Origin of the sequence: Glycomyces tenuis DSM 44171, assembly GCF_000427885.1 — a bacterium.
GTDB classification, from domain to species: domain Bacteria; phylum Actinomycetota; class Actinomycetes; order Mycobacteriales; family Micromonosporaceae; genus Glycomyces; species Glycomyces tenuis.
In genome coordinates this window covers 54,386-68,068 of record NZ_ATYW01000004.1, presented here as the reverse complement: position 1 = coordinate 68,068, position 13,683 = coordinate 54,386, and the positions used below count along the sequence as shown (strand labels likewise).

At 70.9% G+C, this 13,683-nt stretch carries 17 protein-coding genes and 1 pseudogene; 4 read left to right on the top strand and 14 right to left on the bottom strand.

Going from position 1 to position 13,683, the window contains the following annotated elements; translation table 11 throughout:
• Positions 1–5 precede the first annotated feature (5 nt).
• The 3 genes from YWW_RS38210 to YWW_RS28885 are packed head-to-tail and all read left to right on the top strand — an operon-like array spanning position 6 to position 849.
• On the top strand, positions 6–176 hold the full coding sequence (locus YWW_RS38210; protein WP_162145923.1) for a ribbon-helix-helix domain-containing protein: 171 nt from the start codon (positions 6–8) through the stop codon (positions 174–176).
• Positions 177–184: 8 nt separating this feature from the next.
• Positions 185–406, top strand: a complete 222-nt coding sequence (locus YWW_RS0107445) for a type II toxin-antitoxin system VapB family antitoxin (RefSeq protein WP_026929635.1) — start codon at positions 185–187, stop codon at positions 404–406.
• A complete protein-coding gene (locus tag YWW_RS28885; protein ID WP_051325494.1) occupies positions 403–849 on the top strand; it encodes a PIN domain-containing protein in 447 nt (148 codons plus the stop codon). Before YWW_RS0107445 ends, YWW_RS28885 begins: the two co-directional genes overlap by 4 nt.
• On the opposite strand, the gene YWW_RS0107435 is transcribed toward YWW_RS28885, so the two are convergent.
• From YWW_RS0107435 to hisI, 14 genes and pseudogenes are all read right to left on the bottom strand, one after another.
• The gene (locus tag YWW_RS0107435; RefSeq protein ID WP_026929634.1) at positions 816–1,478 is read right to left on the bottom strand and encodes a response regulator; all 663 of its coding nucleotides are present in this window, start codon (positions 1,476–1,478) and stop codon (positions 816–818) included. The two genes, YWW_RS28885 and YWW_RS0107435, sit on opposite strands and share 34 nt — an antisense overlap.
• A gap of 175 nt (positions 1,479–1,653) precedes the next feature.
• Positions 1,654–2,187, bottom strand: a pseudogene (locus YWW_RS38205) (sensor histidine kinase); the annotation flags it as partial.
• A 604-nt stretch (positions 2,188–2,791) separates the two neighbouring features.
• Complete coding sequence (locus tag YWW_RS0107420; RefSeq protein ID WP_051325551.1) at positions 2,792–3,562, bottom strand: methyltransferase domain-containing protein; 771 nt, start codon at positions 3,560–3,562, stop codon at positions 2,792–2,794.
• Between the two features lie 20 nt (positions 3,563–3,582).
• Positions 3,583–4,347: a WecB/TagA/CpsF family glycosyltransferase gene (locus YWW_RS0107415; protein WP_026929630.1), complete on the bottom strand. Its 765-nt coding sequence runs from the start codon at positions 4,345–4,347 to the stop codon at positions 3,583–3,585.
• A 17-nt stretch (positions 4,348–4,364) separates the two neighbouring features.
• Entirely contained in the window at positions 4,365–5,348 is a 984-nt protein-coding gene (locus YWW_RS0107410) for an NAD-dependent epimerase/dehydratase family protein (RefSeq protein WP_026929629.1), read from the bottom strand.
• 87 nt (positions 5,349–5,435) lie between these two features.
• The gene (locus YWW_RS0107405; RefSeq protein WP_026929628.1) at positions 5,436–6,314 is read right to left on the bottom strand and encodes a hypothetical protein; all 879 of its coding nucleotides are present in this window, start codon (positions 6,312–6,314) and stop codon (positions 5,436–5,438) included.
• The gene (locus tag YWW_RS0107400) at positions 6,311–6,805 is read right to left on the bottom strand and encodes a GNAT family N-acetyltransferase (RefSeq protein WP_026929627.1); all 495 of its coding nucleotides are present in this window, start codon (positions 6,803–6,805) and stop codon (positions 6,311–6,313) included. The genes YWW_RS0107405 and YWW_RS0107400 overlap by 4 nt, the downstream gene beginning before the upstream one ends.
• Positions 6,806–6,891: 86 nt before the next feature.
• Entirely contained in the window at positions 6,892–8,046 is a 1,155-nt protein-coding gene (locus tag YWW_RS28880; RefSeq protein WP_051815328.1) for an FAD-dependent oxidoreductase, read from the bottom strand.
• Positions 8,047–8,076: 30 nt separating this feature from the next.
• Positions 8,077–9,114: a prolipoprotein diacylglyceryl transferase gene (gene lgt / locus YWW_RS28875; RefSeq protein WP_035704184.1), complete on the bottom strand. Its 1,038-nt coding sequence runs from the start codon at positions 9,112–9,114 to the stop codon at positions 8,077–8,079.
• 62 nt (positions 9,115–9,176) lie between these two features.
• Positions 9,177–9,965 (bottom strand): tryptophan synthase subunit alpha, encoded by a 789-nt coding sequence (trpA, locus tag YWW_RS35790; protein ID WP_026929626.1) that lies wholly within the window; start codon positions 9,963–9,965, stop codon positions 9,177–9,179.
• Positions 9,962–11,158: a tryptophan synthase subunit beta gene (trpB, locus tag YWW_RS35785; protein ID WP_026929625.1), complete on the bottom strand. Its 1,197-nt coding sequence runs from the start codon at positions 11,156–11,158 to the stop codon at positions 9,962–9,964. Before trpB ends, trpA begins: the two co-directional genes overlap by 4 nt.
• A 13-nt stretch (positions 11,159–11,171) precedes the next feature.
• Positions 11,172–11,978, bottom strand: coding sequence for an indole-3-glycerol phosphate synthase TrpC (gene trpC / locus YWW_RS0107375; protein ID WP_211228473.1), 807 nt, complete (start codon positions 11,976–11,978; stop codon positions 11,172–11,174).
• Positions 11,979–12,515, bottom strand: a complete 537-nt coding sequence (locus YWW_RS33855) for a Trp biosynthesis-associated membrane protein (protein WP_051325492.1) — start codon at positions 12,513–12,515, stop codon at positions 11,979–11,981.
• Positions 12,512–12,856 (bottom strand): phosphoribosyl-AMP cyclohydrolase, encoded by a 345-nt coding sequence (gene hisI, locus YWW_RS0107365; RefSeq protein WP_051325491.1) that lies wholly within the window; start codon positions 12,854–12,856, stop codon positions 12,512–12,514. Before hisI ends, YWW_RS33855 begins: the two co-directional genes overlap by 4 nt.
• A 79-nt stretch (positions 12,857–12,935) precedes the next feature.
• Here hisI and YWW_RS0107360 point away from each other — a divergent pair, with 79 nt between their 5' ends.
• Positions 12,936–13,637: a RibD family protein gene (locus YWW_RS0107360; protein WP_026929622.1), complete on the top strand. Its 702-nt coding sequence runs from the start codon at positions 12,936–12,938 to the stop codon at positions 13,635–13,637.
• The last annotated feature ends 46 nt before the right edge of the window (positions 13,638–13,683 follow it).

Below are 13,683 nucleotides of genomic sequence, written 5' to 3'. Positions count from 1 at the left end.
GCCGCGTGCATAAGACCACGTTGCACCTTCCCGAGGAGCTCAAGCGCGAGATTGACACGGCTGCTCGAATCCTCGACATTTCGCGATCGGAGTTCATGCGCCGCGCCACGAGGTGGTACCTGACCGACTCTGATATTTCATGTATCATGAATAAGAAGCTTGATTCCTCTATATAAGGAGGGCCATGAGCGTGACGACTTTGGATCTCGATGACGCCGTGCTCGGACGGGTGCTCAAACTGTCAGGTATGCGCACCAAGAAAGACGCCGTCAACCTCGCGCTCCGTGAATACGCCGAGCGCCACGAGCGCATCGCCGCACTCGAGCACTTCTCAGAGATCGGGAAGCACTGGGACTATGAGTCGTGGAAATCCATCCACGACCGAGAGAAGGCGGGACTGGAGTGATCCGGTACCTCATCGATTCCTCGGCGTTGTGGCGCGTCATCCGCGATTCGGATGTGCGCCGGGCCTGGGAATCCGTGATCATCACCGAATCCGTCGGCTCCTGCCATCACCAACGGATCGAGTTCCGGCGATCCGCACGGGACCGCGACGAGTTCGACCAGATGTCCGAGATGTTCGAGCGCCTGTACCCCGATGTGCCGGTGCACAAGTCAGCCCACCGGTGGATCGATGCCGCCCAGTACCGGCTCGCGGGCAAAGGCAAGCACCAGGGCCTCTCGGTCGTCGATCTCACCGTGGCCGCCACGGCCGCTTACCACGGCATCACCGTCCTGCACGACGACAACGATTACGTGACCATCGCCGATGCGGTCGGCGACCTGTACCAGCGCAACATTCACGACCTCCCTGATCAGGGCTCGGGGATCTCCAGGCCGGACCGGTAGGCGATCGCCACGAGGCCCGCGCGGTCTCTGGCATCGAGTTTGGACAGGAGCCTGCCGACGTGGGTGCGGACCGTCGCCGGGCTGATGAACAGGTGCCTGCCGATCTCGTCGTTGGTCAGGCCGGTGGCCACCCAGCGCAGGATCTCCAGTTCGCGTTCGGTCAGCTCGCCGAGCTTCGGGTGGGGCCTGGAGGGGCCGCTGCGGCCTTCGGCGTAGGCGTCGATGACCTTGCGGGTGACGTCCGGGGACAGCAGTGAATCGCCTTCGGCGGCGAGGCGGACGGCCCGGAGGATCTCGGCGGGGTCGGTGTCCTTCATGACGAATCCGGCGGCGCCGTTCGAGAGGGCCTCGAAGATGTAGGAGTCGATCTCGAAGGTCGTCATCATGACCACGCGGGTCGCGTCCAGGCTGGAGTCGCGGCTGATGCGCCCCAGCACCTGGAGCCCGTCGAGACCGGGCATGCGGATGTCGAGCAGTGCCACGTCGGGTTTGATCTGGCGGATGAGCTCCCACGCCTGCTCGCCGTCGGTGGCCTCGGCGGCGAGCCGCATGTCGGGCTCGTCGGCGATGAGGGTGCGCAGGGCCATCCGGATGAGGGACTGGTCGTCGGCGATGACGAGCTCGATCATGCGCTCTCTCCGTCTCGGTGAAGCCCGTGGGCCGTGAGTCGGCTCCCTTGGCGATGCCTGCGAGCCATAAGTCAGCCTCCTTGGCGACGCTTGCGAGCCATAAGTTAGCACTGTGGGCGTAGGGAAGTTCGGCGTGGACGGCGAAGCCGCCGCCGCTCGCGGGACCGGCGCGGAACGTGCCGCCGTGGGCCTCGACCCGTTCCATCATCCCGGTGATGCCCTGGCCCACGCGGTCGGGGTCGACCTCGCCGCCGCGGCCGTTGTCGCCGATGTCGATGACGAGCCGCTCGGGGCCGCAGTCGATCCGCGCGGTCGCCCTGGTGGCCTCGGCATGGCGGATGACGTTGGTCAGCGCCTCCTGGACGACCCGGTAGGCCGTCGTGGCGATGCGCTGCGGGACGGCCTCGATGTCGCCGGTGATGTCGCAGTCGACCGCCAGGCCGCCTTTGCGGATGTCGTCGATCAGCGTCGGGACGTCGACCAGGGAGAAGGCCGGGCGCAGCTCGGGCTGCTCCCCCTGCCGCAGCGGTATGAGGGTCGCGCGCAGGTCGTCGAGGGCGCGGGTGGAGGTGTCGCGGATGGCCCGCAGGTTCTCGATGACGCCGGGCGCGGCGTCGGGCCGCTTCTCGAGGACGTGGAGGGCCACGCCGGCGTTCATGCTGACCACGGCCAGGCTGTGGCCGACGACGTCGTGGATCTCCCTGGCCATCGCCACGCGTTCGTCGGCGCGGTGCCGGTCGCGCTTGGCCTCGGCGGCCTGGGCGCGGGCGTTGCGGGCCTCGCGGGCGATGACGCCGCCGACGGTGGGGATCGAGAGGTAGATGAAGCTGATGGCGATGTTCACCACGAGGCGGTTCGGGTCGTCGATCACGAATTCGTAGAAGAGCGGGAACGCGACCATGAGCCCCCCGAGCAGGAGCAGGCTCGACTTCAAGGGGCGGGCCATGACATAGGAGAACACCGCCACCGCGGGCAGCAGGTAGATCGGTCCTTCGGGGTAGCCCATGGCCACGAAGTACCACAGCGCGAGCGTGGAGCCGAACAGCGCCGCCTCCGGCCAGACGCGGCGCACCGTCAGCATCGCCGCGCACAGCCAGATCAGCGCCAGCGCGCCGCCGCCGGGGTGGTGCCCGTTGTTGGCGCCGAACGTCGCCCCCGAGACGAGGAGCCCCAGGACGAAGGCGATGCCGACGTCGGCCAGGATGCTCAGCAGAGACGGGCGGAACTCGTTTCGCTGCATGTTCACGTGGTCCAGCGTACGGACGGCCGACGGCGGCGCCGTCGGTCCGGAGCCGTATGCGGGCGTACGCGCCTCAGCGTATGGGTTTGCGCGCGAGCAGGTGGATCTGCGTGCCCATGTCCCTGAAGGGGATGCGGGAGGCCGTGGCGAGCTCGAACTCGCGCAGCTCCTCGCCGGAGCCGGCCTCGGCGCCCGCGACGGACGCGGAGATGAGGTCGCCGACGATGCCGACGCCGTGGACCTGCTCGGTGACCAGGCCGGACGCGCCGATCAGGGCGGTGAGGGTGGCGGTCTCGAAGCGCCGTTTGATGGTGTCCTTGCCGTCGATGATGCCGTCGACGTCGACCAGCAGGTCGAGGGCGGTCGAGAAGTGCCCGGTGATGGCCTTGCCGAAGACGGCGGCGATCCGGTTGGCCACCAGGATGCTCACCGCCCCGCCCTGCGCGCACGAGGCTTCGAGCGCGTCGAGAGCGGTCTCGGGCTCCTCGATCACCTCGAGCACGGAGTGGCACAGCACCAGGTCGGCCGATTCGGGCTCGACGACGTCGGGCAGTTCGTCGGCGTCGGCCTGGACGGCGGTGACCCGGTCGTTCACGCCCGCGTCGGCGGCGCGCTGCCGCAGCGAGGCGAGCGCGTTCGCGGACGGTTCGACGACGGTGACCCGGTGCCCGAGTTCGGCCAGCGGCACGGCGAAGCCGCCGGAGCCGCCGCCGACGTCGATGATCCGCATGCGCGCGTCGCCCCCCGCGGCGAAGCGCTCGATCTCGGCCGACAGCACCGACCACACGACCGCGACGCGGTGGTGGTGAGCGGTCTCGGTGATCTCCCTGGGAATGTCGACCATGGCTTTCACCATATCCTTCGCTAGTCGCGCAGGTAAGGCGGATTGCGGCGCATCGCGCGCAGATATGCCGGGTTGTTGACCAGGTAGCGGCGCCACAGCCGCTTCGGTTCCTTGGTGAGCCGGAACAGCCATTCGAGCCCGTTGCGCTGCATCCACGGCGGGGCCTGCGGGACGAGCCCGGCGTGGAAGTCGAAGGCGGCGCCGACGCCGAACAGGGCCGGGGCGTTGAGGCGCTCCCGGTGCGCGGCCATCCAGCGCTCCTGTTTCGGCGTGGACAGGCCGACCCAGACCAGTTGGGCGCCGGAGGAGTTGATGCGGTCGACGATCTCGGCGTCCTCGGCCTCGGTCAGGGGGCGGAACGGCGGCGAGTAGGACCCGGCGATCTTGACGCCGGGGATCCGCTCGGCGAGCTTCTTGGCGAGCAGCTCGGGGACGCCTTCCTTGCCGCCGTACAGGAAGGACGACCAGCCTCGTTCGGCGGCGCGCTCGAGGACGCCCAGCATCAGGTCGGGCCCGTAGACGCGGTCCATCCAGTCGGCGCCGGCCTTGCGCCCGGCCCAGACCATCGGCATGCCGTCGGGGGTGGTGAGCCCCGAGGCGTTGTGGACGGCCTTGAGCTCGGGGTCGCGCTGGGACTCCATGACGCCGTGGACGCCGGTGACGCACACGTAGTGGCGTTCTCCGGCGTCGATCCAGCGGGTGATCTCGGCCAGTGCCATGGCCTGGTTGATCGTGGAGACGCCGACGCCGAGGACGTCGACTCTGCGGAGCTTGGGGTCGGGCATCGCGGCTCGCCTGCGCCTCAGAGCTTGTACTTGGCTTTGACCTGGTCGTAGACCCACTCGTAGGTCTTGGCCATGCCGTCGCGGAGGCTGATCGAGGGCTCCCAGCCGTAGTGCTTCTGGATGAGCGTGTTGTCGGAGTTGCGGCCCCGCACACCCAGGGCGCCGTCGACGTGCTTGAGCTTGATGTCGATGCCGGCGATGTCGGCGACCAGGTAGTACAGGTCGTTGATGGTGGTCAGCTCGGAGGAGCCGAGGTTGAGCGGCTCGGTGACGTCGCCGCGGGTGAGCATCTTGGAGCCGCGGACGCAATCGTCGATGTAGGTGAACGAGCGGGTCTGCTCGCCGTCGCCCCAGATCTCGACCTCGGTCTCGCCGGTGAGGGCGGCGACGGCGATCTTGCGGCAGGTGGCGGCGGGGGCCTTCTCGCGGCCGCCGTCCCAGGTGCCTTCGGGCCCGTAGATGTTGTGGTAGCGGGCGATGCGGGTCTGGAGGCCGAAGTCCTCGCGGAAGTGGCGGGCCATGCGCTCGGAGAACAGCTTCTCCCAGCCGTAGCCGTCCTCGGCGTCGGCGGGGTAGGCGTCCTCCTCCTTGAGGGCGGTGACGTCGGCGTCGGTCTGCTTGTAGCCGGCGTAGACGCAGGCCGAGGAGGAGTAGAAGAAGCGGCCGACCTCGGCGTCCTTGGCGGCCATGAGCATGTGGGTGGAGGGCAGGACCGAGAGCATGCACAGGGCCTTGTTGTTCTCGATGAAGCCCATGCCGCCCATGTTGCAGGCGAGGTTGTAGACCTCGGCGGCGCCGTCGCCGACGGCTTCGCGGCAGGCGGCGAGGTCGGCGAGGTCCCGCTGGAGGCTCTCGGCCTCCGCGTGGACCTGGTACCACTGGTCGACGGGTTTGACGTCGACGGCGCGCACGGTCTTGCCCTCGGCGAGGAGGTCAGCCACCAGATGTCCGCCGATGAATCCGCCGGCCCCCGCCACTACCGCGTCCACGCCTGCCGCCATCGTCACTCCTCATGCATTCGTACGAGAACTAGAGAGCCTTCAGCCTACCTAAGCGGCTTCGGGGCCCACCAGTCGGGAAACGGGACCTCAGTCACCTCTGAGCAGATGCGCGGGGCCGATTCTGAACAGTCCGGGTTCGGTGTCGGCGGCGATCTCGGCGTCGACGCGCGGGGCGATGCAGTACAGGCGCACCGGGGGGTCGCCGAGCAGGCGCCTGACGTACTTGAGCCGCTGGAGCTGCCGGTGGCGCATGCGGAACGCCCAGCGGACCGTGCCGAGGGCGAGGAGTTCGCCGGAACCGTCCCAGGCGGCGACCTCGAGGGTGCGCAGCTGCCGGTGGCGCGGGTCGGGGACGACGATGCGGGTGACCTGGGCGGCGGCCGGGTCGCCGAGCGCCCATTCGCGGGCGAGGCGGGTGAACTCGGGGCGGCAGACGTACCGGTCGAAGCGGGCGTGGGTCATGCTCCAGAGCTTGTCGGTGATGCGGCCGCGCCGCCACCGGTCCAGGTTCTCGGCCAGCATCGCGTAGTGGAAGCGGACGAAGCGGTCGTCGACGGTCCAGAACGGGTGGTCCGGCCGGAGGGGGTCGGGGTCGGCCCGGATGATCCCGGCCTCGGCGAGGCGGGTGAGCATCGGCTCGAGCTCGATCTCGGCGAGGCTGCTCATGGCGGTGAGGTCGTCGATGGCGCGGGGCCTGACGTTGAGGAGGCTCAGGACCTTGTCGACGCCTTCGTCGGGCTCCTCCCCCAGTCTGGTGGACACGGCGTGCTCGGCCAGGCCGAACAGTGGGTTGTCGGCGTTGAGGAACGTCGACTTGACCCAGTCGGGGACGTCGTTCCTGGTGCGGGGCAGCTCGCCGGCGTGGGCGAGCAGCGAGGCGTCGGAGCCGAGGAGGGCGTGGACGCTGATGGCGGCCTCGGGGTCGTCGATGCCGAGGGCGCGCACGGATTTGCGCAGTTCGCTCATGATCCCAGCACTCTATACATGATGTGCATCCCGACCAGTCCGTGGACGGGGTGGCGGAAGCCTTCGGGGACGACGGCGAGGGTCTCGAAGCCCAGCGAGTGCCACAGCTTCACGGCCTGGGTGTTGGTCTCGACGACGGCGTTGAACTGCATCGCGTGGAAGCCGTCCCGGGCGGCGCGGGCGATCGCGGCCTCGCCGAGGGCCCGGCCGACGCCGCGGCCGCGGAACGCCGGGTCGACCATGAAGCCGGCGTTGGCGATGTGCGAGCCCTGGCCGGGCTGGTTGGGGTGGATCTCGACGGTGCCGGCGACCTCCCCGTCAAGCTCGGCGACGAGCGTGGCGCCGGGCGGTTCCTTGTCCATCCAGAACGACCTGGCCTGCTCCTCGGGCGTGTCGCGTTCCCAGGGGTAGGTCTCCCCGGCGGCGATGATGGGCTGCGCGAAGGCCCAGATCGCGGGCCAGTCGCCCGCTTCGGCGTCACGAATCCGCATGTGCACGAGAATATTGGGAAGGCGTTCACCCCGGTTCGGGTGGTGGCGGGTGACGGGGGCCTTCGCCGGGTGCCGGGCGGGACCGGTCAGCGCGGCGGATGCCAGTCGGAGAGGGACGCGACGCGGTTCGACAGCCACGAGTCGGGGACGGCCCGCAGGAGGCCGCGGGCGACGCCGGACCCGCCGGAGACGATCATGTGGGCCCGCCTGGACACGCGCGCGACGCGGCGGATGCGGGCGGTCCTGGCCCGCTCGTAGGCGTGGAGCGCGTCGGGGATCGACTCGGGGCTGCGCCGCAGCGCCCACCCGAGCGTGACCGCGTCCTCCAGGGCGAGGCTGCCGCCCTGCGCGAGGATCGGGGAGACGCCGTGGGCCGCGTCGCCGATGAGCACGACCCCGTGGTTGCCCTCGGCGTAGTGGAGTCTGGTCGGCAGCGGCCACACGTACCTGACGGCCTGCTGGGTCAGCTCGGAGGGCCTGGTCGCGGCGATGAACTTGCCGACGGGGGCGGGCCAGTCGGCGAACCAGCGGTTGATGAGCTCGTGCTGGATCTGGGGGGACTCGGGCCGCATCCCGCCGGGGACGGTGGCCCACCAGCAGGCCCCCGCCTGGCCGAGGTCGCCGTAGCCGAAGCGGCGCCGGTCGGGGCCGTAGATCTCGACGGCGTCGGAGTCGCGCTCGGGCGCGCGGTGGGCCGGGATCGTGGCACGGAAGGCCACCACGCCGGCCTCGACGGTCGGCGCGCCCTTGGCGATGAGCTCCCTGGTGGGCGACTCGATGCCGTCGGCGGCGACGACGAGGTCGGCGTCCCAGCGGCGGGTGGCGTCGCCGGCGGCCAGATCGACCAGGTCGATCCGGGAGACCTGCGTGGCCGGGTAGACCTCGACGTCCCGGCCGAGGTGGCTGACGAGCGCCTCGTAGAGCACCGCGTTGTGGACCATGACCGACGGGGAGTCGTCGCCGGCGCCGAGGGCGGCCGCGGAGAAGGACCCGGCGAGGCGCTCCTCGGAGCGGATCTCGAAGCGGTCGACGGGCGTGCCTCCGGCGTCGAGGGCCGCGTCGATGCCGAGGGCGCGCAGCGCCCTGACGCCGGAGGCCCACAGGATCATGCCGAGGTTGTCGCCGCGCAGCCGCTCGCGCCGCTCCAGCAGCGCCACCCGCCACCCGAGCTTGGAGAGGACGATGGCGCTCGCCAGTCCGGCGACGCCCGCGCCGACGACTACGGCTCTACGGTTATGCACATTGCACCTGCCCGGGGGAAGCGGTGGAGGTCAGCGGTCGTCGCGGGGGGATCCCGCCTCGGTGGATTCCTCTGAGGTCGCTTCGCCGCCGCCGTCGTCGTCTTCGGCGGCGTCGTTCTCCGCATCGTCGCCGTCGGTGCCGTCGTTCTTGTCGGGCTCGGACGCGGAGAGCTCGGTGCCCTTGGGGAGCATCCCGTTCACGTACCCGGCGGCCTCGGCCTCCTCGGAGTTCCAGTCGACGGTGACGGGCCGCTCGCCGTCGAGCACGAAGACCTGCCGCGTGCCGCGCGCCCGCAGCAGGTAGATGACCGCGCCGACGATGATGACGACGCTCATCCACTGGTTCAGGCGCATCCCGGCGAAGGCCTCCGCCGGATCGATGCGCAGCCCTTCGATCCAGAACCGCCCGACGCCGTAGAGGGCGACGTAGATGGCGAAGGCGCGCCCGGCCCCGAGCTTCCACTTGCGGTCGGCGCCCCACGCCACGAGCGCGACGCCGAGGTTCCACAGCAGCTCGTACAGGAACGTCGGGTGGAACGTGGCGTACTGGCCGTAGCCGGTGAGGCGGTTCTCCATGTCGATCTCGACGGCCCAGAACACCTCGGTCGGCCTGCCGTACAGCTCCTGGTTGAACCAGTTGCCGAGCCGCCCGATCGCCTGCGCGACCGGTATGCCGGGGGCGGCGGCGTCGGCGAGCATCGAGAGCGGCAGCTTCATCTGGCGGCAGGCGAGCCACGCTCCGACACCGCCGAGCATGATCGCGCCGGGGACCCCGAGGCCGCCCTCCCAGATGGCGATGATCTTCCACGGGTCGCCGTCGGCTCCGAAGTAGGCGTCGGGGCTGGTGAACACGTGGTAGAGGCGGCCGCCGATGATGCCGAACGGCACCGCCCACACGGCGATGTCGAGCACGGCCCACTTGGGGGCGCCGCGGGAGCGCATCCGCGCCTCGGTGATCCAGCAGGCGGCGACGATGCCCGCGATGATCGACAGCGCGTAGGCGCGGAGGGGGATGGGTCCGAGGTACCAGACGGATTCGCTCGGGCTGGGTATGAATGCGAGGTCCACGACGGTTAAACCTATCGGTTGGCCGAGCGCGGCTCGACACAGGATCGGGTGGCGGAGCGGCGTCAGCGGCGCACGCCCTCGGCGAGGTCGGCGGTGAGCTCGGCGAGGCGCTGGTGCCCCGACGGGACGTCGTCGGTCTCTAGGTAGCAGCCGACGATGGCCGAGCCGACGATGACGGCGTCGCCGTAGGAGGCGACCTCGGCGGCCTGGTCGCCGTCGCGCACGCCCAAGCCGACGCCGATCGGCAGCTCGGTGTGGGCGCGGGTGCGTTCGACGAGCTTCGGGGCGGCCGCGGAGGTCGCGGCGCGGGCGCCGGTGACGCCCATGACCGACTGGGCGTACACGAAGCCGCGGCAGGCGGCGACGGTGGCGGCGATGCGCTCATCGGTGGAGGACGGGGCGACCAGGAAGACCCGGTCGAGCTCGTGCGCGTCGGAGGCGGCCAGCCACTCCTCGGCCTCGTCGGGGATGAGGTCGGGTGTGATGAGTCCGGCGCCGCCGGAGGCGGCGAAGTCGCGGGCGAAGGCGTCGACGCCGTAGCGCTCCACGAGGTTCCAGTAGGTCATGACGAAGATCGGGACGCGACCGGCGACGGCCTCGGCGACCTCGAAGACCTGCCTGGTGCGGAATCCGGCGGCCAGGGCCCGGTCGGCGGCGCGCTGGATGGCGGGGCCGTCCATGACCGGGTCGGAGTAGGGCAGGCCGAGCTCGATGATGTCGGCGCCGTGGTCGATCATGATGTCGATGGCCTTGATGGAGTCGGCCAGGGTGGGGAAGCCCGCCGGCAGGTAGCCGACGAGCGCGGCGCGGCCCTCGGCCTTGGTCTTCGCGAATGCGTCAGCCGCTCTCACTGCTGGTCCCCCTTGTCGAAGCCGAAGTAGTCCACGACGGTGCCCATGTCCTTGTCGCCGCGCCCGGACAGGTTGACCAGGACGATCGAGTCCGGGTCGAGCTCCGGTGCGAGGCGCAGCGCCCCCGCGACGGCGTGGGCCGACTCGATGGCGCAGATGATGCCCTCGGTGCGGGCGAGCTTCTCGAGCGCGTCCATGGCCTCGGCGTCGGTGACCGCCTCGTACACGGCGCGGCCGGTGGCGGCGAGGTGGGCGTGCTCGGGGCCGACCGCCGGGTAGTCGAGCCCGGCCGAGATCGAGTGCGATTCCTTGGTCTGGCCGTCCTCGTCCTGGAGGACGTAGGTGCGGGCGCCGTGGAGGACGCCGATGCCGCCCGAGTTGATGGCGGCCGCGGTGCGGCCGGTCTCGACGCCTTCGCCGCCGGCCTCGAAGCCGTACAGCTTGACGTCGTCGTCGATGAAGGCGGTGAAGGCGCCCATGGCGTTCGAGCCGCCGCCGACGCAGGCGGCGACGACGTCGGGGAGGCGCCCGGTCCGTTCGAGCAGCTGGGCGCGGGCCTCGTCGCCGATGCCGCGGCAGTAGTCGCGCACGAGCCGGGGGAACGGGTGCGGGCCGCCGACCGAGCCGATGAGGTAGTGGGTGTGGTCGACGGTGGCGACCCATTCGCGCAGCGCCTCGTTCATGGCGTCCTTGAGGGTGCGCGAGCCGGTGGTCACGGGCACGACCTCGGCGCCGAGCAGCCGCATCCGGGCGACGTTGAGCGCCTGCCGGCGGGTGTCCTCCTCGCCCATGTACACGGTGCAGTCGAAGCCGAAGTAGGCCGCGGCGGTGGCGGTGGCGACGCCGTGCTGGCCCGCGCCGGTCTCGGCGATGACCCTGGTCTTGCCCATGCGCTTGGTCAGCAGGGCCTGGCCGAGGACGTTGCGGACCTTGTGCGCGCCGGTGTGGTTGAGGTCCTCGCGCTTGAGCCAGATCTCGACGCCGGCCTCCTCGGAGAGCCGCTCGGCGCGGTACAGCGGCGAGGGCAGGTTGCCGTACTCGCGCAGCAGCCGGTCGAACTCGGCTTGGAACTCGGGGTCCTCCAGCGCCTTGGCGTGGGCGATGTCGAGCTCCTCGAGGGCGGCGATGAGCGCCTCGGGGACGAACCGGCCCCCGAACTCGCCCCAGTGACCGGACACATCTGGTTGCGGCACGGTGCTCCTCCTCCTAGATCGGTCGCGGCGTGGCCGGGTGGGACCCGGCGGTCACCAGTTCGGCGACGGCCTCGCGCGGGCTCTTCTGCTTGACGACGCCCTCGCCGACGAGGACGGCGTCGGCGCCGGCCGAGGCGTAGCGGATCAGGTCGCGGGTGTCCCGGACCCCGGACTCGGCGACCTTGGCGACGTCGCGCGGCAGGCCGGGCGCGATCCGCTCGAACACCGAGCGGTCCACTTGAAGCGTAGTCAGGTCGCGGGCGTTGACGCCTATGACCTTCGCCCCGGCGGCGAGCGCCCGGTCGGCCTCGGCCTCGGTGTGGACCTCGACCAGGGCGGTCATGCCCAGGCCGGTGACGCGCTCGTGGAGCGAGACGAGGGTGTCCTGGTCGAGGGCGGCGACGATGAGCAGGACGAGGTCGGCGCCGTGGGCGCGCGCCTCGAGCACCTGGTAGGGGGAGACGACGAAGTCCTTGCGCAGGACGGGCACCTCGACCTTGGCGCGCACGGCGTCGAGGTCGTCGAGGCTGCCCTTGAAGTAGTTGGGCTCGGTGAGGACGCTGATGACCGAGGCGCCGCCGGCGGCGTACTCGGCGGCGAGGACCGCCGGGTCGGGGATGTCGGCGAGCGCTCCCTTGGAGGGCGAGGCGCGCTTGACCTCGGCGATGACGCTCACGCCGCCGCCGTTGAGGGCGGCGTAGCCGTCGAGGGGCGCCGGGGCGCGCTCGGCGGCCTCGCGAACGGCCTCGATGGGAGTCTCGCGCTGCCGCCGCTCGAGGTCGGCGCGGACTTCGGTGATGATCTGTTCCAGCACGTTCACCTAAGATCGTCCCTTCTCCTGCGCCGATGCGGTGATATTAGGCGACGAGGGGTCCTGGCCGGAGTCGAGGGCGTTCCACAGCTTGGCCGGATCCTCTGCTATGGCGTCGCCGTCGAGGGATTTCGAATCGTAGCGGGCCGCGGGCTCGGGCCAGCGCCCGGAGTTGACGGCGGCCGAGGCGCCGGCCGCGGCCATCACGAGGCCGGCGACGGCCGCGCCGATCGGGGCGGCGCCGTCCATGAAGTTGAAGGCGCCGGTGAGGAGGACGGCGAGCCCGGCGAGCGCGGCGACGACGCTGACGACGCGGCGGGTGCGGCGCCCGGCGACGAGGAGGGCGAGGAAGGCGGCGCCCCCGGCGAGGACGCACGGCAGGAGCCACGGGACGACCTCGGTGCCGGCCCGGGACGCGGTGGTGGTGAGGCCGGCGGTGTTCTCGACGGTCTCGGAGGACCATTCGACGACGGCGCAGATCGCGGCGATGCCGGTGGAGACGATGCCGGCGGTCAGGACGCGGGGGCGGTCGTTGCCTGGTCTCATGCGATCTGCCTTCCTGTGAAGCAGGTGCGGGTGCCGGTGTGGCAGGCCGCTCCGGTCTGCTCGACCTGGAGCAGGACGGTGTCGCCGTCGCAGTCGATCGAGACCGACTTGACGGCTTGGTGGTGGCCCGAGGTCTCGCCTTTCACCCAGTACTCGCCGCGGCTGCGCGACCAGTAGGTGGCCTTGCGGGTGGCGATGGTGCGCCGCAGCGCCTCGGCGTCCATCCACGCGAGCATGAGGACTTCTCCCGTGTCGTGCTGCTGCGCGATCGCGGGTACGAGTCCTTCGGCGTTGAACGCGAGGTCCGCGATGGCGTCCTCGCTGGTCTGTCGGCCTTCCACGTCTACCGATTCTGACCGCTCCGGTGACGGGACCGCCACCGGGGCCCCGGTGTGGGCGGATCATGGGATTCTTGCGGGCATGCAACGCCCTTATGTGATCGTTTCGGCCGCGATGAGCATCGACGGCTTCCTCGACGACGACTCCGAGAAGCGCCTGACGCTCTCGAACGCGGCCGACCTCGACCGGGTCGACGAGGTGCGGGCCGGGGTGGACGCGATCGCCGTGGGGGCCGGGACCGTCCGGGCCGACGACCCTCGGCTGCTGGTGCGCTCCGAGGAGCGGCGGGCCGCGCGGGCGGCCGCGGGCCGGCCGTCCTCGCCGCTGCGCGTCGTGTTCTCCCCCTCGGGTGAGCTCGACCGCTCGGCGCGGCTGTTCGACGGCCGGGAGCCGGTCCCGATCGTCTACACCAGCGGGGTCGGCGCGCGGGTGTGCCCGCTGGGGGCCCGGCACGCGGAGGTCGTGCCGGTCGGCGAGGACACCGTCGACCTGCGGCGGGCGCTGGACGATCTCGCGGGGCGGGGCGTGAAGCGGCTGCTGGTCGAGGGCGGCGGGATCGTCCACACGGCGTTCCTGTCCGCGGACCTGGTCGACGAGGCCCATCTGGCGGTCGCGCCGTTCCTGCTCGGTGAGCGGGGCGGGGCCAGGTTCGTGGGCGCCGCGGCGTTCCCGCAGTCCCCGCGGCGCCCGCTGCGGCTCGTGGAGGCCCGCGCGATCGGCGAGATCGCACTCATGGTGTACCGGCGCGATGTCGCGTCACCATATGACCGAAATATCCCTTAGGGTGATCGCATCGGCGTAGGCCTTCGCACAGGGATTGGAGTCGACG